The organism is Streptomyces yamdrokensis (assembly GCF_053890455.1).
On record NZ_JBSSMB010000004.1, the window covers coordinates 128,656 to 145,653 of the forward strand.

Annotated in this window: 15 protein-coding genes and 2 pseudogenes; 10 read left to right on the forward strand and 7 right to left on the reverse strand. The window is 67.8% G+C overall.

The features are described 5' to 3' along the window. Positions 1 to 338: 338 nt before the first annotated feature. From ACWZEH_RS35770 to ACWZEH_RS35780, 3 genes are all read left to right on the forward strand, one after another. Positions 339 to 1,604 (forward strand): ParA family protein, encoded by a 1,266-nt coding sequence (locus ACWZEH_RS35770; RefSeq protein WP_456200402.1) that lies wholly within the window; start codon positions 339 to 341, stop codon positions 1,602 to 1,604. Further along, on the forward strand, positions 1,601 to 2,719 hold the full coding sequence (locus ACWZEH_RS35775) for a ParB/RepB/Spo0J family partition protein (RefSeq protein ID WP_456200404.1): 1,119 nt from the start codon (positions 1,601 to 1,603) through the stop codon (positions 2,717 to 2,719). The genes ACWZEH_RS35770 and ACWZEH_RS35775 overlap by 4 nt, the downstream gene beginning before the upstream one ends. A gap of 1,300 nt (positions 2,720 to 4,019) precedes the next feature. After that, on the forward strand, positions 4,020 to 4,790 hold the full coding sequence (locus ACWZEH_RS35780; RefSeq protein WP_456200556.1) for a DUF6008 family protein: 771 nt from the start codon (positions 4,020 to 4,022) through the stop codon (positions 4,788 to 4,790). A gap of 418 nt (positions 4,791 to 5,208) precedes the next feature. On the opposite strand, the gene ACWZEH_RS35785 is transcribed toward ACWZEH_RS35780, so the two are convergent. Further along, positions 5,209 to 5,700, reverse strand: a complete 492-nt coding sequence (locus tag ACWZEH_RS35785; protein WP_456200406.1) for a hypothetical protein — start codon at positions 5,698 to 5,700, stop codon at positions 5,209 to 5,211. 218 nt (positions 5,701 to 5,918) lie between these two features. On the opposite strand from ACWZEH_RS35785, the pseudogene ACWZEH_RS35790 reads away from it, so the two are divergent. Continuing rightward, a pseudogene (locus ACWZEH_RS35790) lies at positions 5,919 to 6,658 on the forward strand (IS6 family transposase); the annotation flags it as partial. A gap of 249 nt (positions 6,659 to 6,907) precedes the next feature. Here the strand turns inward: ACWZEH_RS35790 and ACWZEH_RS35795 are convergent. From ACWZEH_RS35795 to ACWZEH_RS35805, 3 genes are read right to left on the reverse strand one after another with little or no spacing between them, the layout of a single operon-like run. Further along, entirely contained in the window at positions 6,908 to 8,515 is a 1,608-nt protein-coding gene (locus ACWZEH_RS35795; protein WP_456200408.1) for an alpha/beta hydrolase, read from the reverse strand. A gap of 14 nt (positions 8,516 to 8,529) precedes the next feature. Beyond that, on the reverse strand, positions 8,530 to 9,402 hold the full coding sequence (locus ACWZEH_RS35800) for a response regulator (RefSeq protein ID WP_456200410.1): 873 nt from the start codon (positions 9,400 to 9,402) through the stop codon (positions 8,530 to 8,532). Positions 9,403 to 9,458: 56 nt separating this feature from the next. Continuing rightward, entirely contained in the window at positions 9,459 to 10,550 is a 1,092-nt protein-coding gene (locus ACWZEH_RS35805) for an integrase core domain-containing protein (RefSeq protein WP_456200412.1), read from the reverse strand. A 169-nt stretch (positions 10,551 to 10,719) separates the two neighbouring features. On the opposite strand from ACWZEH_RS35805, the gene ACWZEH_RS35810 reads away from it, so the two are divergent. From ACWZEH_RS35810 to ACWZEH_RS35820, 3 genes are all read left to right on the forward strand, one after another. Then, positions 10,720 to 11,283, forward strand: coding sequence for a GNAT family N-acetyltransferase (locus ACWZEH_RS35810; RefSeq protein ID WP_456200414.1), 564 nt, complete (start codon positions 10,720 to 10,722; stop codon positions 11,281 to 11,283). A 381-nt stretch (positions 11,284 to 11,664) separates the two neighbouring features. Next, positions 11,665 to 12,282 (forward strand): hypothetical protein, encoded by a 618-nt coding sequence (locus tag ACWZEH_RS35815; RefSeq protein WP_456200415.1) that lies wholly within the window; start codon positions 11,665 to 11,667, stop codon positions 12,280 to 12,282. After that, a complete protein-coding gene (locus ACWZEH_RS35820; protein ID WP_456200417.1) occupies positions 12,279 to 13,046 on the forward strand; it encodes an isocitrate lyase/PEP mutase family protein in 768 nt (255 codons plus the stop codon). Before ACWZEH_RS35815 ends, ACWZEH_RS35820 begins: the two co-directional genes overlap by 4 nt. 46 nt (positions 13,047 to 13,092) lie before the next feature. Here ACWZEH_RS35820 and ACWZEH_RS35825 read toward each other — a convergent pair whose 3' ends face one another. From ACWZEH_RS35825 to ACWZEH_RS35835, 3 genes are all read right to left on the reverse strand, one after another. Further along, the gene (locus tag ACWZEH_RS35825; protein ID WP_456200418.1) at positions 13,093 to 13,482 is read right to left on the reverse strand and encodes a hypothetical protein; all 390 of its coding nucleotides are present in this window, start codon (positions 13,480 to 13,482) and stop codon (positions 13,093 to 13,095) included. Positions 13,483 to 13,587: 105 nt separating this feature from the next. Beyond that, positions 13,588 to 14,385, reverse strand: coding sequence for an IS6 family transposase (locus tag ACWZEH_RS35830; RefSeq protein WP_456200557.1), 798 nt, complete (start codon positions 14,383 to 14,385; stop codon positions 13,588 to 13,590). Positions 14,386 to 14,433: 48 nt separating this feature from the next. Further along, positions 14,434 to 15,081, reverse strand: a complete 648-nt coding sequence (locus ACWZEH_RS35835; RefSeq protein ID WP_456200419.1) for a TetR/AcrR family transcriptional regulator — start codon at positions 15,079 to 15,081, stop codon at positions 14,434 to 14,436. A gap of 150 nt (positions 15,082 to 15,231) precedes the next feature. On the opposite strand from ACWZEH_RS35835, the gene ACWZEH_RS35840 reads away from it, so the two are divergent. The 3 genes and pseudogenes from ACWZEH_RS35840 to ACWZEH_RS35850 all read left to right on the forward strand — a co-directional run bounded on the left by ACWZEH_RS35840 (position 15,232) and on the right by ACWZEH_RS35850 (position 16,987). Beyond that, complete coding sequence (locus tag ACWZEH_RS35840) at positions 15,232 to 15,990, forward strand: SDR family NAD(P)-dependent oxidoreductase (RefSeq protein WP_456200421.1); 759 nt, start codon at positions 15,232 to 15,234, stop codon at positions 15,988 to 15,990. Positions 15,991 to 16,009: 19 nt separating this feature from the next. Further along, positions 16,010 to 16,477 (forward strand): annotated as a pseudogene (locus ACWZEH_RS35845) (methyltransferase domain-containing protein); the annotation flags it as partial. 141 nt (positions 16,478 to 16,618) lie between these two features. Further along, on the forward strand, positions 16,619 to 16,987 hold the full coding sequence (locus tag ACWZEH_RS35850; protein WP_456200422.1) for a hypothetical protein: 369 nt from the start codon (positions 16,619 to 16,621) through the stop codon (positions 16,985 to 16,987). The last annotated feature ends 11 nt before the right edge of the window (positions 16,988 to 16,998 follow it).

Here is a 16,998-nt window from a genome sequence, read left to right on the forward strand (position 1 = left end):
CCCCGATGCATGGGGCCTTGCGAATTACGGATCCTCCAGTTACTCAAGCGGCAGGGCCGTCTTCGCTGCTGCGGACCAACCGGTCGGCCCTCCTTGGCTACCACTTCGGATGGACGCCGACCAGTTTCTCGTTGCCGGGCGGGCGTTGGCCTTCTCTCCCTCACGAACAGCTCTTGGTGTGCCGTAGGGGTGATTACGACGTAATCACCGCGGATGGCTGGTCTGGTGTCCCCTGGTGATTACGCCGTAATCACCAGGGGACACCAGAGGCGTTCCAGGTTGGTCTAGCTAACGCGCCAAAGCTGCCATGAATCATGAACGTTAGTATGGTGTCTTCCATGACTTCGCCAGCCCTCTCCAGCGACCGCGAGAAGGTCGTCTCCAAGCTGCCGGGATGGCTCCGGCAGAACCTCAAGATCAGAGCCGCCCAACACGGAATCGAGATCCAGACTGCCGTCGAACAGGGCATCAGTGACTGGTGCAACCTGGCGTCGGCCACTGCGACCATCGACACCGCCGGCGCCGACTCCTTCTCGACCTTCCTGCCACCCGGCCAGTGGGAAGAGTTCCGGCAGACCACCGCTGACCGGCGGGTCTCCCTCATCCAGGGTCTGGCCCAGTCCGTCCAGCTCTGGCTCGACATCAACCCGGCACCAGACATCCAGCGGCCGGCTGTCACCCGCCGCATCATCGTCTGCAACCAGAAAGGCGGAGTCGGCAAGACAGCCATCACTGCCGGGTTGGGCGAGGCACTGGCTGAAGACCCCAACACACTTCACCCCGTGCGTGTCGCGAAAGCTCTCAGCAAGGCCCTGCGCGCGAGCCAGACACATGCCGACGAGACCGGGTCGGAGGGTGATCCGCTCGACATCGAGAACCTGCCCGGGCCCGGACTGCGAGTGCTGCTCATCGACTTCGACCCGCAGTGCCACCTCACCAACCAACTCGGCGCCACACCACTTCCGATGAACGGGGACAGCCTCACCAACCACATGGCAGGTGACCCCAAGGGCGACATCCGCGACCTCGTCGTCTCCATCGACGACGAAACTTTCGCCGGACGGCTTCATCTCCTGCCCGCCTGCAACGACGCATTCCTGCTCGATGTGCGCCTGTCCGCCGTCCGGGCCCGAGAAGCCGCACTGGAGCGTGCGCTCGCCCCACTTGAAGCCGACTACGACGTCATCATCGTCGACTGCCCGCCCAGCCTCGGCCTCAGCATGGACGCCGCCGCCTACTACGGTCGCCGGCGCAACGGCGAAAAGCCCGGTCAGTCCGGCGCCCTCATCGTCGTCCAGGCCGAGGACAGTTCCGCCGACGCCTACGAACTGCTCACCGCACAGATCGACGACCTCCGCGGTGACCTTCAGGTGGACATGGATTACCTCGGCATCGTCGTCAACCTGTACGACTCCCGCCGTGGCTACATCGCCACCTCGTCCCTTCAGGGATGGGTGGACATAAAGGATCCCAGGGTCGTCGGACTCATCGGAGATCTCAAAGAGCAGAAGGAAGCCGTCCGAGTGAAGAAGCCCTTGCTGTCCTACGCGCCCAAGTCGCAGCAGGCAGTCGGCATGCGCGCCCTGGCCAGGGAGGTCCTGTGAGCAGGGCCGACCAGCTCGGCGCCGGCCGGTTCGGCGGGGGAGTACGTCCCGTCAGCGCACGCCGCCAGGCTGTCGCTGCAGCCACCGGAGTCCCCACCGAGGGCATCGCCCCGCCCACAGAACTTCCAGTAGAGCGCATCAGTCTCAACCCCGACAACCCCCGCTCCACGCTCGGAGACCTCACCGACCTTGCGGGCAGCCTGAAGACCCACGGCCAGAAGCAGGCGATCACGGTCATGAACCGCGACGCCTACATCAAAGCCAACCCGGATCGCGAAGCCGACCTCGAGCCGGACACCACCCACATCGTCATCGACGGCAGCAGCCGCCTCGCAGCCGCCCGCGAAGCCGGACTCACCACTCTCAAAGTCATGGTCAGTGACGATCAGGGCACTACCTCAGAGGAACTCCTCGAGTCGGCTCTCGTCGCCAATATCCACCGGCAAGACCTCGAAGAACTCGACGAAGCCCGAGCTCTCCAAAGACTCCTGGCCATCCAAGGAAGCCAGAGGGCCCTGGCCAAGCGACTCCACCGCTCCCAGGGCTGGGTCTCACAGCGCCTCGCCCTGCTCAACCTGACCCCCGAACTTCAGTCCCGCATCGGCAAAGAATCCATCGACCTGCTGCGTGCAGTCGGCAACAAGCCCGCTGACCAACAGGAAGCAGCCCTGGAAGAGCTGAAGGCAGAACGGGCCCGGAAGGACGAGAAGACACGAGTCGCCAAGGCTGAGGAGAAGCAGCAAACCAAGGACACGCCCGCAGAAGGAGGTGAGGACATGAGCGTTGGTGATTACGGCGTAATCACCAACGGACCGAGCGAGGTGTCAGCGGAGGAGACGGCCACTACGAGAGCAGAGGTAATCCCCGAGCCGCGTTCGGACTCACCCGCACCAGCCGCCAGCGAGAACGCGGCATCCGAGGAACCCCGGGTCCGCAAGGTGCCGTACGACGAGCCCGGTTCCCTCGCCATGCTCCTTGACCGGAAGATCCCCGCCGAGGACGTCTTCTTCGACCTGCTCCAGTTCCTCAGCACGAAGGCACTGGAGCGCAACCCGAGCCGACTCGGTGAACTGGCACGGTCGCTCGCTGAACAGGCGGCCACGCGGGTCGACTGACCCCACTTGTCTCGCTTCTCCACCGGAAAGGCGATGGGACGAGAACAAGCGGCTTTGGGTGGCCGCGATCCGCTGCCTCGCGGTCGGGGAGCCCTGCCTTCCGACCGCCCATTTTCGAATAAAAGTCCGACCCGGCTGGGCGTCAAGCTCGTGCGCCAGTACGCCGCTACAAGCAGGATGCGGTCCTCCAGGGCAGCCCCACGGCCGGTCCCGGCGGACCGCATCCATTCCTCACGGAGACGGCTGAGGTCTGTTGGGACTGGGCCTGGCGACCTTGTCCGGGAGGAGACGTCACACGGGCTCTCCAACACCGCACGCTACGCAGCGGCTGGACCTTCGGAGCCGGTCATGAGTGTCCGGCGCAGCAGACGGCAGCGGCCTTCTGCCGAGGAGTCAGCCCGGGGCTTGCGCCGGAACCCGCCTCCAGGGGGGAGCAGGAGTCGCACCGTTCGCAGGGATGAAGACTTGTCGAACAGCGGCACCTCAGTGTCTTCCACGACTACCCCTCCCCCTCGCATTCGTACCGACTGGCCAGGTTGCCGGCAGGGACGGCGCGGATCCGCCCCAGCGGGGCGAGCAGCGGGTGCCGTCCTCGAGGTCTATGGCCCACGGGACTCTGTCACCCTCGGCCACGGGCTCGGCAGTGGGCACGGGCGGATCCGCAACCGTGTGACGGCGCAGTTCCTCCTTCCAGAAAGAGCCGCACGATACCGTCGTACGGCTCTCCTCCACCCAGCACGCTTGCGCGGTAAGGACGTTGGAAAGCAGAGGACGATGTCCTCTGCGGTTGAGAAGAACGAGGCGCTGCAGCCTTCCACCTGCTCGTCCGGTTCCTCGACGATCGTGTGGCCGGCGAGCGTGGCGCCCTGTGTGGTCACCGGGGCCACGGTGACCACCTCGGTACGGGTGACAGAGTCCAGGGGGCGGGCCCTTTTTGCGTTGTAGAGGTGGTGTCCATTGCGTCAGGCCCGTTGCTCCTACTGAACCAACCCTGAGGCAGGACCGCGTATTCGTCAGGACGCTGGTCACGCAGGATCACGAGCGGCAGTCGGGCTGCTTCGCCTCAGTTTCCTGCACGGATCGCCGTTGAGCAGGAGGCTCGGCCGTACCCGGCGCGGACTCGTTGTCCGCGGACAACGGACTCGCGTCGGGCTGAGGGCGCAGTGCCTCCGGCACAAGTGCGCACGCCGGAAGTAGTGGACGCGGGGTGTACCCCCTACCGTTCCGGACGAGACGGCCAGTCGTGCCCGTTGTCGGTCCGGGATCACCGAAGGAGACGCTTGTCGTGGATCACGAGGGAATGAACGGAATGCACGAGATGGGGAGCTCGGTGTCCGCCGTCGACACCGCCGGTGCCGTGTTCTTCATCGGCTGGGCGGTGGCGATGTGGGCGGCGGTCGCTGTACTCGCCTACGCCAACAGAGGACCGGTGCGGCCCTGGCTGTACAAGGTGGCCGTCGCCCTTGTCGGCCTGGGTGTCGTCGGACAGTTAGGTCACTTCCAGGAGCACGTGGCACAGGCGGCGTACTGGATAGCCCACCCGTACGACCCGGCGTGGATGACACCCTGGGCCGACAGCTTCGCCCGCGGCATGGGCCAGATCGACACGGCCAAGCCGTCGCTCGGCATGGAGATCCTGCACCTGGTGGGCAACCTCATCTTTCTCGCGGGTCTGGTCGGCATTGTGCAGATCACCAAGCGGGTCAGCGGCAGTCTGCAGTCCCGCAAGTGGGCGAGGATGGGCGTGTGGATGCAGGGCATCCACGGCGTGGAGCACCTCGTCCTCACCCTTTCCGTGGCACTGGGGGCGAGCCGGGCCATCGGCCTGTCCACCTGGTTCGGTGTCCTCGATCCGGGCGCCGCTCTGACGACTTACCGGGTCTGGTGGCACTTCGTGGCCAACCTCATCGGTACCGGCATCCTGCTTCTCGCCATGTATCACCTGTGGCGCGAGAGGCGCGGCGTCAGGCAGTCGTACCGGAGTGATGCGGTGGACGCCGGGGGCGCCCCGCCGGACGAGCTGCAGCGCGACAACACGGCGAGTGCTTTGGGGCTGGCCGGAAGGGGGTGAGCGCGGCGTCGGATCCGGTGCCGACGGGGAGGGGGTCATGCGGCTCCTGAACCGTCGCCGCGGAGCGGAACGGTATCGCCCGCGGTCTCACGTGAGAGGGATCGCGCGCGGTCTCCACGCGGCACCGCCAGCACAGCCCGTAGGGAGCGGTCCGTGAACAGCTGCCGCCGCGCCCGCGACAGCGGGCCACCAAGACCGGGCCCTGCGACGCGGGAACGGACGGCGGTTCCTCGCGCTGCGGGCCGTTGTGGCCGTCGGCCGCTCGTGGTGGCGGCACCGGGGAACGGATATGCGTGGGCTGGCGCGTATCGCTGGTGTCACAGGAAGCGGCACGCCGGTCGGCGGCCACCTCCCTACAGGCGCGGCAACGCTCACCGGTCGACCAGAGCACGCCGGTCTCGCAGTCCGGATGGGCACATCAGGCAGGCAGCGCAACAGGTTCGCCCACTACCTGTCTCTCGCCTACGGCGGGTGAGGAGCAGTCGACCTCGTTCTCGGGTCGGTCAGTGCTGTGGTCTTCCTTCAACGCGAGCGACCGCTCATCAACTCGAGCACCTGATCCGTCATCAAGGATGGCGGTCGGGGCCGGCGAAGCCACCGCGTTGCCGAGGGCCCGGTGGCCGTCGTGGACCAGGAACAGGTGACGGCCGCGTTCACCGGCCCGGCGATGCACGGTGATCCAGCCCGAAGCATCCAGCTGCTCGATGATACGGGCGACGGCGCTCGGGGTGAGGGGATGGCCCGCCCGCCGGCCCGAGTGGTGGCGGAGGATCTCGGCGAGCACCCGCGAGGTCAAGGGATGGTTGCGGGCCACGGCGTGGGCGAGTGCGGCGAAGGCACGCAGCAATCGGGGGCGGAGGCATGCACTCGCGGTCACCGGCAACCAGACGAAACGCTCGGTTGCCGTCATGGGTCTGACCCCACGACGAGCCGTCGTCCCGCACCCGCCTGGCAGGGATCTTCGTCGGTTCTCCGGTAACTCCACGACACCGTCCGGGCCGATGGCGCGGAGCTGGGCCGGGCCGCGTTGCACTGTCGACTCGGACAGTCCCAGGTAGGAGGCGAGCGTGGCGATCCCGGCGGTACACCTCTCGGGACGACGTTGTCACGTTGGCTGACCGGTCTGGGATGATTTTGGAGTTGTTCGTGTCGGGGAGGGGGTCGTTCGTGTCGTCGGCGTCGCCGTCGTACAAGGGGCACCGGTACCCGGTCGAGGTGGTCTCCCACTGCGTGTGGCTGTGCTTCCGCTTCCCGTTGTCGTTCCGTGAGGTGGGGGAGCTGATGCTGCAGCGCGGCGTCATCGTCTCGCATGAGACGGTCCGCCGCTGGTGTGTGAGGTTCGGCCAGGCCTACGCGAACGGACTGCGCCGCCGTCGGCCGCGGCCCGGGGACAAGTGGCACCTGGACGAGGTCTTCCTCAAGATCAACGGAGAGCGGAAGTATCCGTGGCGGGCCGTGGACGCCGACGGCAACGTGCTCGACATCCTGGTCCAGAACCGCCGGGACAAGACCGCGGCCCGGCGCTTCTTCCGCACACTGCTCAAGAAGACCTGCTCGGTGCCGCGGGTGGTGGTCACCGACAGGCTGCGCTCCTACGGCGTGACCCACCGAGAGGTCACGCCCTCCGTCGAGCACCGCTCACACAAGGGCCTGAACAACCGGGCAGAGAACAGCCACCAGCCCACCCGGCAGCGTGAACGCACGATGAAAGGATTCCGCTCCGTCGGCGGGGCCCAGCAGTTCCTGGCCGCGTTCAGCGGCATCTCCCCCCCCGCTTCCGCCCTCACCGCCACCTGATGACAGCCTCCGAGCACCGCGCCGAGACGACCGTCCGCTTCGCGATCTGGGACCAGATCATCGGCGCTGCCGGCCGCCCACCACGGCCTGACCCCAGGCCCGAAGCGCAAGCCCACCACGCCCCGACGCGCCCTCGGACACTCACACACCCAACAACGTGACAACGCCTGACGAGTGGACATGCTCCTCGGGGCTGTTTCGAATATCGATGCAGCGGTTCTCGGCCATCGCCGTGATGGCTGGGGCGACTTCTATCGGCCCCATCGAGGCGACTCCAACCGGACAGCGGGCCGGACAGGGAAGCACCGTGTTCCGGCGGGTTACTTCTGGGTGACGTCGGTGCAGTAGACGTCCTTGTCCGGCAGGTGGCCGGTGGCCAGGAAGCCGACGGTGGCCTTGTCGGCGCAGGCGGAGCCTTCCCCGTAGACGTAGTGCCCGCCGTTGTCGACGCCGACGAAGGCGGAGCCGTCGCCGAGGGAGTTGTGCAGCCCGACGCCGCTTTCCCACGGGGTGGCATTGTCCCGACGGTTCTGCAGGATCAGGGTGTTGCGCGGGCCGCCCTTCACGACCTTGGCAGTCGCCTCAGCTGGCTTGTCCCAGTAGGCGCATGCCCAGATGTTGGCGGGCATGCCCGCGGTGAGCGGCCACTTCTCGCGGTCGGCGGTGGTGCGGGCGGCGTAGCCGTCGACGTCGTGCGGCCATTCGGCGTCGCCGCAGGTGAGAGCCATGAACATGGTGGCCTGGTTGTCCGCGGGGATGCCCGGGGACGCCGGTGTGTCGGCGAACACCTCCTTGAGAACCGCGGTGTCGGCGGCCGTGGTGCTGCCGTGGGTCAGGTTGTCGGCGGCCTTCCAGAACTTGGCGAGCATGGGAAGGGTGTTGTTGTGCAGAAGCAGGGCGTAGGTCATGTTCCGCAGCAGCGCCCCGTCCAGCGACACCGATGCGCCGGGAATCGCTGCGGGCGTGCGGTCGAGCCGGTCGGCGAGGGTGAGGTAGGTGTGGGTCACCTGCGCGACGTTCGTGCCCAGCTTGAGGGTGCTGGCCTGCGCCGCGGCGACGCGGGCGGCATCGGGGAACCGGTCGGCCATGCCCTTGCCCCAGGTGTCCGCCACCTGGTTGGCCCATACCTTGGTGGGGTCGACGTTGCCTTCCAGGATCATCCGGTCGGTGTGGTCCTGGAAGAGGGAGCGGTAGACGGCGCCGAGGTAGGTGCCGTAGGACTGGCCCCAGTAGGAGATCTTCTTCTCACCGAGCGCCTGGCGGATGCGGTCCATGTCGCGGGCGGTGTTGGCGGTGTTGTAGTACCGCAGGTTCTTGCCCACCGTGTCGGCGCACTGCTTGGCGTCGGCTTTGGCGAGGGCCACGTTCTTGGTGATCGAGCCGTCCGCGGCGGGATAGGGGAAGAGCCCGGACACGCTGGGGTCCTGCAGACCGCAACTCTGTGGGGTGCTGTGTTCGACGCCGCGCGGGTCGAAACCGATCAGGTCGTAGCGGTCCAGCACGGACTTCGGCAGTGTGGACGCCATGGTTTCGGGCATGCCGAGACCGCCCAGGGCCGGCCCGCCGGGGTTCAGCAGCAGAACGCCACGTCGCTTCCCGGGCTGTGCGGTGGACAGCCGGGAGACCGCCACGTCGATCTTCATGCCGCCCGGGTTCTGGTAGTCGAGTGGCACCTCCAACGTTCCACAGGCCAGGTGGGGGTCACGGGTTTGTCCCTCGGCCAGGGCCGGGCACTTGCCCCAGGTGATCTTGGTGTCGCCCGCGGTCTCGCCGACGCTCTTGCCGGAGACCTTGGCCGGTTGCGAGCCCTTGGCGTCGGCACCACACGCGACCAGTGCGGTTCCTGCCAGCGTGGAAACCAGCAGAGCTGCGGCGATTCGGCGGCCTCTGGGGAAACCGTGCTGCGCGGAACTGCGTGTCGTGGTCATGGTGTTGTCCTTAGCTACTGGGCTGGTCGGCCTTGTCCGGCCGTTGTGTTGACGATTCGAGTCAACAAGAGACCACCGGTGGCGCGCGTCACCCCAGAGAGGACAAAACAGGTAGCTCGCTCGGGGGATCCTGGGCCGATCCTGAGAACGGAGCGGCCACCGTGGGGCGTGTCGGATGAGCTGTGGGCGGGAACGAGCCGCTGCTGCCGGCTTGCCGCGCCGCACGGCATGACAGGGCCGTCAGGCTCGGTTGCCGTCCCCCAGCCAACCCCGCCCGATAGGGCCAGGACCACCGCCTGGACGCGGTCGCAGAGATCCAGTTTGGTGAGAATGCGGGAGACGTAGGTCTTCACGGTCTCGTGGCTGATGACCAGTTCGGTGGGCGATTTCGGCGTTCGACAGGCCCTCGCTGATGAGGAGGAGGACCTCGTGCTCGCGGGGGTGAGAACCTTGAGTCGCTCGCGCTCGGGGGACGCGGGGGCGGCGGAGGGGCGTACGCGTTCGGCGAAGCGGCCGATCAGGGTGCGGGTGACGGCGGGGGCCAGGAGGGACTCGCCGCGGGCGACGACGCGTACCGCGTTGATCAGTTCGGGCGGTGGGGCGTCCTCCAGTAAAAAGCCGCTGGCGCCGGGGCGCAGGGCCTCGTACACGACTCGTCGACGTTGAAGGTCGTCACGACGAGGATCCTGGCGGGGAATGGCGGAGTCGGGCCCCGTCAGGCGGCGGGTGGCCTCGATTCCGACGAGCAGGGGCGTGCGGATGTCCATGACGACGACGTCCGGCTTCAGCTCCCGCGCGCTCCGGATCGCCTCCCGGCCGTTCACGGCCTCGCCCACGACCTCCATGTCGGGCTGGGCGGAGAGGACCGTGACGAAGTCGGCACGCACGAGGGCCTGGTCCTCGCACACCAGCACTGCGGGTGCCGATTATTCATCCATCCTGGTCACGCAGCATGTTGGTACTCGTGAAGGGTTCCGTCGAGTCGATCTCGTCGATGGACTTCCAGGGGGTTGATCTGTCTGGGATCGGCGATCGGTTCGGGGAGTTGGCGGAGCGGAGCCGCTTGCCCCAGGGTTCGGTGCGGGCGGTGCTCGTTGTAGAAGGTTTCGAACTCGCGGAGCGCGTGCAGGAGGTGGTTCTGGTTCCAGATCAACGTGCGGTCGAGGAGCTCGCGCCGGCAGGTCTGTATCCAGCGCTCCATGCGAGAGTTCATCCGGGGTGTCCGGATGCCGGTGGTGACGACCTTCAGGCCGGCGTCGGCCAGCAGGGCGTCGAAGGCGGCTGTGAACTTCGCGTCTCGGTCCCGGATCAGGAACCTGGCCCTGCTGCCCGCGTCCTCCAGGTTCATGGCGAGGTTGCGGCCGAGCTGCACGATCCACTCCGCGGCCGGGTGCGCGGTGGCGCCCAGGATCCGGACGCGCCGGCTGGAGTGCTCGATGACGGCGAAGACGTACAGGCGCGCCCCGGTCAGGGTGCGGGTCTCGAAGAGGTCGCAGGCGAGCAGCGCGTCGGCCTGGCTGCGCAGGAAGTCGGCCCAGGTGGTGCTCTGCCGTTCGGGTGCGGGTGGGATGCCGTGCTCGCGGAGGATCTCCCAGACGGTCGAGGCGGCGACCTCGATACCGAGAGCCGCGAGCTCGCCGTGGATCCGGCGATACCCCCACGACGCGTTCTCCCTGGCCAGACGCAGGACCAGGACGCGGATCGAGCGGACGGTGGGCGGGCGCCCACGCCGCTTCGGCGCACATGCCGCGGCGTGGCGTCGCTTGAGCAGGTTGCGGTGCCACCGCAGGATCGTGTCCGGGCGTACCAGCAGCAGGAGGTGGCGCAGCTTCTCCCTCGGGAGGTGGTGGAGCAGGCCGGCGAGGACGGCGCGATCGGTGTCGGTGAAGGCGGGCTTGCCAACCTGGCCTTGCAGGAACAGCAGTTGGTGTCGGAGCGCAAGGATTTCGATGTCCTTGTCGCGGTCGCTCATCGGCAGCAGGCGCAGGAGTGCCAGGGTGTTGGTCGTGGCGAGGTAGGCCAGGCGCAGCAGCACGACCGATCATGATGCCGTCCGCCCCTGCCCAGGTGAAGACAGCGGGGCGGCCGACGTCGCATCAGAGAAGGCCGATCAAGGACGTGGCCTGAGCGGATGATTTATCGGCACCCGCAGTGACCGGCCGAAACCCGTCCTGCTGTGATCGGAGTGGTCGTAGCGTCGTGCCATGACCACTGTTGGCGACACGGCTTACCGGTACCGCATCGCCGCCGCCGAGGACACCGAGGCCATCAAGGCCCTGGACGACTCCTTCACCACCGACACCGTCCTCCAGGTGACCGCCACCGAGGAGGGGTTCGCGTTGCGGGAGATCCCGGTGGAGCCGCCCCTGGCCAAGGTGTTCCCCGAGGATGAGTCGGACGGCGACGACGAGGACAAGAACGACGCGGACTCCCGCATTTTCGTCGCCCACGACGTCGCCGGAGACCTGGCCGGGTTCGTTGCCGTCTCGTACTCCGGCTGGAACCGCCGGCTGACCATCGAGGACATCGCAGTCGCTCCACAGCACCGGGGCCGGGGAGTGGGGCGTGCGCTGATGGGACTGGCGGGGGAGTTCGCCCGCGAGCGGGGTGCCGGCCACCTTTGGCTGGAGGTCACCAACATTAACGCGCCGGCGATCCACGCATACCGGCGCATGGGCTTCGCCTTCTGCGGACTCGACACCACCCTCTACGACAACACCCCCTCCAGAGGTGAGCAGGCGCTCTACATGAGCCTGCCCTGCCGCTGAGTCGGCTTCAGGCGGCACAGGCAAGGAGCAAGGACGTCCACCGGGAGGCAGCCGCCCCTTCCAGGCAGCGGTGCTGCCGCAGCCGGAGGAGGACCACGACTAGGAGCCGGTCCGGCCCCGTTGCGGTCTGTTCCGTTGCCTCAGTTGAGCACGTACAGCAACACCGCCCAGGTCGTTGCGATCCTCGGTCACCCCAGAGGGCGGCCGCCACTGGGATCGCTGGTTCGCCCAGCGCCTGCGGTTGCCGTTGCGATCCTCGGTCACCCTAGACGATCGATTCCAAGGGGTTCGCCAGCTTGACGGCTGCGCTCGTCGCACCGCGAAGAACCCTCAGCGTTGCGGGCTCAGCGCGATGTCAGACCTGCCCGCTAGCCTGGCGCCATGCCCTTGATGAGCCATGCCGTGCTGACCGACCCGGGGTTCGACGTCCCTCCGGTGCCCGACTCCCCACCTGGTGGTGTCGCCTGGTTGAGGTCCTCCGTCGCGCGCTTCAGCAGTGGTGCCGCTCACCGGCGAAGGCGTGTGCTGGCGGTGGCCGAACTGGCTTCCGTCGACCCGGACGGTCTTCGGCTGCGGGCAGCTGAGCGCGGGGACGGGCCGGTCGAGGTGCTCGCTGAAGCACTCGGCCTGCCTGCGGACGTGGCTGCCGATGTCGCCGTGGTGGCGAGGTCCTACCAACCGCACACCACGATCACCGAGGAGGCGGATCGGGCGGTCGCCCGGCTGGTCGGAGCCTGCGGCGGTGTCGCCGACGAGGCCACGGCCAACCGGATCGGGTTGCTCGTGCAGGCCTGCGACGCGACCAAGGCCCTGGTGGCGCACACTGTTGCCGGTCGAGCCGATGCGCCGGTGCCCGTGACCCGCCGAGTGGCGCCGGACGGCACGCTCGTGGACGTCAGTCTCGCCGAAGTGCCATTCGGGATCGGCCCTCATGCATGCCCTGGCCGTGAGCACGCGCTCGCGCTCGCGGCCGGCCTGGTGGAAGCGAGGACCCGTTGAACACCGCGTTCCACGCGTTGCACTACGCTGACCAGCCGTTGCTGCTGCCCAACGCCTGGGACTTCGCGTCGGCCGCGGCGCTGGCCGCTGCCGGGTTCGCCGCCATCGGCACGACCAGCCTCGGTGTGGCCGCGGCCCACGGCCTGCCTGACGCCGCGGGATTGGCCCGCGATGAGACCCTTGCGCTGGCGATGAGGTTGGTGCGGCTGCCGTGTCCGGTCACCGTCGACATCGAGGCGGGCTTCAGCGCCGACCCGGGGAAAGTGGTTGACCTGGTAGCCGAGTTGGCTGACCTGGGGGTCGTCGGGATCAACCTGGAGGACGGGCGTGGCGACCGGCTGGCCGACATCGCGACGCAGGTGGCGTTGATCGGCGCGGTGCGAGAACGTGCGCCCGGAGTCTTCCTCAATGCCCGTACGGACACCTTCTGGCTCGGGGTCGACGCCTCGGTGGCCGCGACGCTGGACCGCGCGCGGCGGTACGTGGACGCGGGCGCCGACGGGATCTTCGTGCCGGGCCTGGCCAGGGAAGAGGACATCGCCGCCGTGACCGCCGCCGTACCGGCGCCCGTCAACGTGCTGCACCTGCCGGCTCTCGACCTCGGCCGGTTGACGGAATTGGGCGTGCGGCGGGTCAGTACCGGATCGCTGCTCTTCCGCGCAGCCCTGAACGCTACGGTCACCACCGCAGTCGCGGTCCGGGAAGGCGAGCCGCTGCCCATCGGCATCCCCGGCTACGCGGAGGTCGACGCGCTCAGTCGCTAGATGATCAATTCCAAGGGGTGCCTGTGGAGGGTGTGGGGGTGGGCGGTCAGGCCTCGGGGTCGACTTCGGGGTGCGTGAACCGCACGGGCTTGCCCAGCGACCGGGCGTAGGCGATTTCGGCTCGGGCGCTGTCTCCGATGTAGTCGCCGACTACGAGCACCTCATCAGCGAGCCGGATCTTCGCTCGGTGCAGATCGTCGAGTCGAACCTTCAGCGCCTCGGCCTCGACAGGATCGGACCAAAGTTCGTGCGGCGACTTCATGTCGCAACCCGGCTTGACGACAATCTTTCCGGCTTTGGTTTCCCGCAGATCGGCCTCGGTCATCTCGGTCATGAAACGGGTGGAGCCGCAGATCACGACGATACGCGGGAGGATCAGCTGCTTCTTCGCGTCGGCGAGTTTCTCCTCGGGGGTGAGCGGTTGCGGGTATGACACTGCTTCCTCCTGGTGGTGTGGTCCAAGGGGTGCCTGCGGAGACGAGAACGAGGGTGTCCAAGATCGTCTTATGGCGAACGACGTGGACACCCTCGCGACAGCACTCTATGCGACGACCGACGACATGCTGAAGGAGGTCCTCTCCGCGCGAGCGGAGGTGAGCCGACGCCCTGCGTGAACCGCTCGCGGGCGAGGTCGCCCTCTCCGCGCGAGCGGAGGTGAGCCGCGCTTGGTGGGCATGAGAGTGGGCCTTGACCCTTGATCGTGGACACCGGTTGTCATGCGGCGGTGGCCAGTGAAGGCAGACAGGAACCGCTGGGCTGCGCCGACGCTGCGGAAGCCCTTCATCGCGCGTTCGCGTTGCCTGGTGGGCTGGTGGCTGTTCTCGGCCCGATTGTTCAGGTACTTCGACTGCCGGTGCCCGACGGAGGGCATGACCTCGCGGTGGGCCGCGCCGTAGGAGCGGAGCCTGTCGGTGACGATCACCCTGGGCACCGTGCGGGTCTTTGTGAGAGGACGGCGGAAGAAGCGCCTGGCCGCAGCCTTGTCCCGCCGGTTCTGCACGAGGATGTCGAGGACGTTCCCGTCCTGGTCGACGGCCCGCCACAGGTACTGCAACCGCCCGTTCTTCTTGATGAAGACCTCGTCCAGGTGCCACTTGTTCCCGGACTGAGGCTGTCGGCGGCGCAGCGCGTTTGCGTAGGCCTGGCCGAACTTGGCGCACCAGCGGCGGATCGTCTCGTAGGAGACGACGATCCCACGCTCGAGCATCAGCTCCTCGACCTCGCGGAAGCTGAGCGGGAAGCGGTGATACAGCCACACGCAGTGGGAGATGACCTCGACCGGGTACCGGTGACCTTTGTACGACGGCGGCGTGCTCTCCACGTACGGCTCCTCCAGCATGATCAGCGCGAAGATCACCCCACGCCAACAGTCAACGTGACAGCGCCCTCAGGAGTGCTGCGGGCCGCCGGCGCTGCGGCCGTAGCGGGCGAGCATCGTCGTGACCGCCTCCTCGACGGCGTGGCCGATGTCGGCAGGTGCGGGGCTCCAGTCGGCGAGCAGCATCCGCGGCCACAGGACGTAGTTGGCGATCATTCCGAGGAACTGGTTGGTGGCGCTCTCCGCGTCGGGTACCACCGCAGTGCCCGCGGCGTGCTCGGCCTCCAGGTAGTGCTGGACGGAGATGAAGTAGGGCAGCTTGCCCAGCTCGAACTGAGCCCGTCCCAGTTCCGGGAAGCGCGGCAGTTCGGCGATGACGATGCGGAAGAGGGCCGCCATCGCGGGCCGGCCGATCAGGTCGGCGTACTGGCGGCCGATCGCGCTCAGGCCGGCGCGCAGGTCACCGGGCTGCGTCGCGGGCGCCGCCGGGTCCGGCCCGCCCTTCCAGTACTCGGTGACGATGGCTTCGAAGAGCGCCGCCTTGGTGGGGAACTGCTTGAACAGCGTGGACTTCGAGACGACCGCTTCCTGCGCGATCTTCGCCAGCGAGGTCCCGTCATAGCCCCGTTCCAGGAACAGCTTCGTGGCCGCTGCGGTGATCGCCTCGCGCTTGCGCTGAGCGAGTCGTTGATGGTGCGCGGAGAGTCCTGCGGTCATGGGCCCAGTATGACCCATCACGAGGCGAGTCACTTGACTCGCCACTGTGTAGATGTTTACGTGGACAGGGAGGCGAGTCGCGCGACTCGCATTCGGTCGGTGGGAGCACTCCCCGCCGGCGTCGTTCCGTTCCCGCATGGAGAAGCACTCATGGAGTCAGGCAAGATCGCATTGGTGACCGGCGGCAATCGTGGGCTGGGCCGGGCCACGGCCCAGTCGCTGGCCCGGCACGGGCTGCGCGTCATCGTCACCCACCGCGGCGACGCGCAGGAGGCCGAGGAGACGGTCAAGAGCGTTCAGGAAACCGGCGCCACGGCCGCCGCACTGCGGCTGGACATCAGCGACGTGGTCTCCTTTCCCACCTTCGTCTCCCACCTGGCCGCGCAGCTGGAGCGCTGGGACGCGACCCGGCTGGACGTCCTGGTCAACAATGCCGGGATCGGACTGTTCGGACCGCTGGAAGCGGTCACGTTCGACGACTACGACGCGGTGATGGACACCAACGTGCGTGGCACGTTCTTCCTCATCCAGGCGCTTGCGCCCGTGCTGGCCGACGGGGGGCGGATCATCAACGTCTCCTCCTCCCTCAGCCGCCACACCAGTGCCGGCACCTCGGTGTACTCGGCCTCCAAAGCGGCGGTCGAGGTCCTCAGCCGGACATTCGCCGTGGAGCTGGGGGCGCGCAAGATCCGCGTCAACGCCATCGCGCCGGGGCCGACCGCCACCGACTTCAACGGCGGCGCCATGCGGGACGACGCGCAGATGCGCGAGGGCTTGGGCACGCAGACCGCGCTCGGCCGCGTCGGCGAACCGCAGGAGATCGGCGACGCCATCGCCGCGCTCGCCTCCGAGGACCTGCGATGGGTCACCGCCCAGCGCCTCGAAGTGTCCGGCGGCGCCCTGTTGTAGGGACCCCCGCCCACACCGTGTGCCCCGCCCCTTACCTGGCAGAACCGGGAGATGTATCAGTGGACCGTGCAGAACTGAGCGGGACCGTCGTGTTCCCGGGCTCGCAGGACATGAAGGAAGAGGCGAGACCGATGAGCTTCCGGCTGGCGCTGTCGCGGCGTCGCTCGGCTGCGGTAACCCGACCGCGGTCGCCGACCTCAACGAGGGCGAGCGCGTCCCAGACCTGGGCTCCGGCGGCGGCATCGACGTCCTGCTGTCCGCCCGCCGCGTCGGTGCGACCGGCAAGGGGTACGGCCTGGACATGATCGAGGAGATGCTCGCCCTCGCGCTGGCAAACGCGGTGAAGGCCGGTGCGACGAACGTGGAGTTCCTCAAGGGCACCATCGAGGCCATCTCGTTGCCGGCGGGCACGATCGACGTCGTCATCTCCAACTGCGTGATCAGCCTGTCCACCGACAAGCAGGCCGTGTTCACCGAGACCTTCCGCGGGCGTTGTCAACTTGTCTGGTGAGGTGTTGAGTGTTGGGTGGTGGGGTGTCAGGGCGTGATGGGGTCGGGTTCGGCTCCGTGTTCGGGGTGCGGTGAGCAGGCCGACGGCCCCGGTGATGTGGTTTCAGACGGTGAGGCGGTGGTGCATTTCGGTGCGGTGGTCGGTGGCGGTCACCTGATGACCGCCACCGACCACCGCACCGAAATGCACCACTTCTGCCAGGCCGGGACGGCCACCTTGTACAGCCAGGCGCCCGTGACCTGCTGGCGCTCCTGGAGGCGGCCGGTGACCTCCTGTGACTACCAGAGGCGCAACGTCTACGGGCTCACGCTGGAGGACTTCCTCGCTCACCCCGAGGTGCACCGCTGCCAGTCCTGGGGCCTTGCCAGGTCGCTGCCTGTGACCGGCAAGGCGAGGCCAGAGACGGGTACTGCACGCCCCACGCCGACCAATGCCGTCACCTCCGCCAAGAAGGCTTCTTGGCGGACGAGGATCTTTGGCGGCTGACCAGCTGGCCC

Coding starts and splice junctions, on each gene's coding strand:
- ACWZEH_RS35770 (WP_456200402.1), top strand. CDS start 339: ATGACTTCGCCAGCCCTCTCCAGCGACCGCGAGAAGGTCGTCTCCAAG.
- ACWZEH_RS35780 (WP_456200556.1), top strand. CDS start 4,020: ATGAACGGAATGCACGAGATGGGGAGCTCGGTGTCCGCCGTCGACACC.
- ACWZEH_RS35785 (WP_456200406.1), bottom strand. CDS start 5,700: ATGACGGCAACCGAGCGTTTCGTCTGGTTGCCGGTGACCGCGAGTGCA.
- ACWZEH_RS35795 (WP_456200408.1), bottom strand. CDS start 8,515: ATGACCACGACACGCAGTTCCGCGCAGCACGGTTTCCCCAGAGGCCGC.
- ACWZEH_RS35810 (WP_456200414.1), top strand. CDS start 10,720: ATGACCACTGTTGGCGACACGGCTTACCGGTACCGCATCGCCGCCGCC.
- ACWZEH_RS35815 (WP_456200415.1), top strand. CDS start 11,665: ATGCCCTTGATGAGCCATGCCGTGCTGACCGACCCGGGGTTCGACGTC.
- ACWZEH_RS35830 (WP_456200557.1), bottom strand. CDS start 14,385: ATGCTGGAGGAGCCGTACGTGGAGAGCACGCCGCCGTCGTACAAAGGT.
- ACWZEH_RS35835 (WP_456200419.1), bottom strand. CDS start 15,081: ATGACCGCAGGACTCTCCGCGCACCATCAACGACTCGCTCAGCGCAAG.
- ACWZEH_RS35840 (WP_456200421.1), top strand. CDS start 15,232: ATGGAGTCAGGCAAGATCGCATTGGTGACCGGCGGCAATCGTGGGCTG.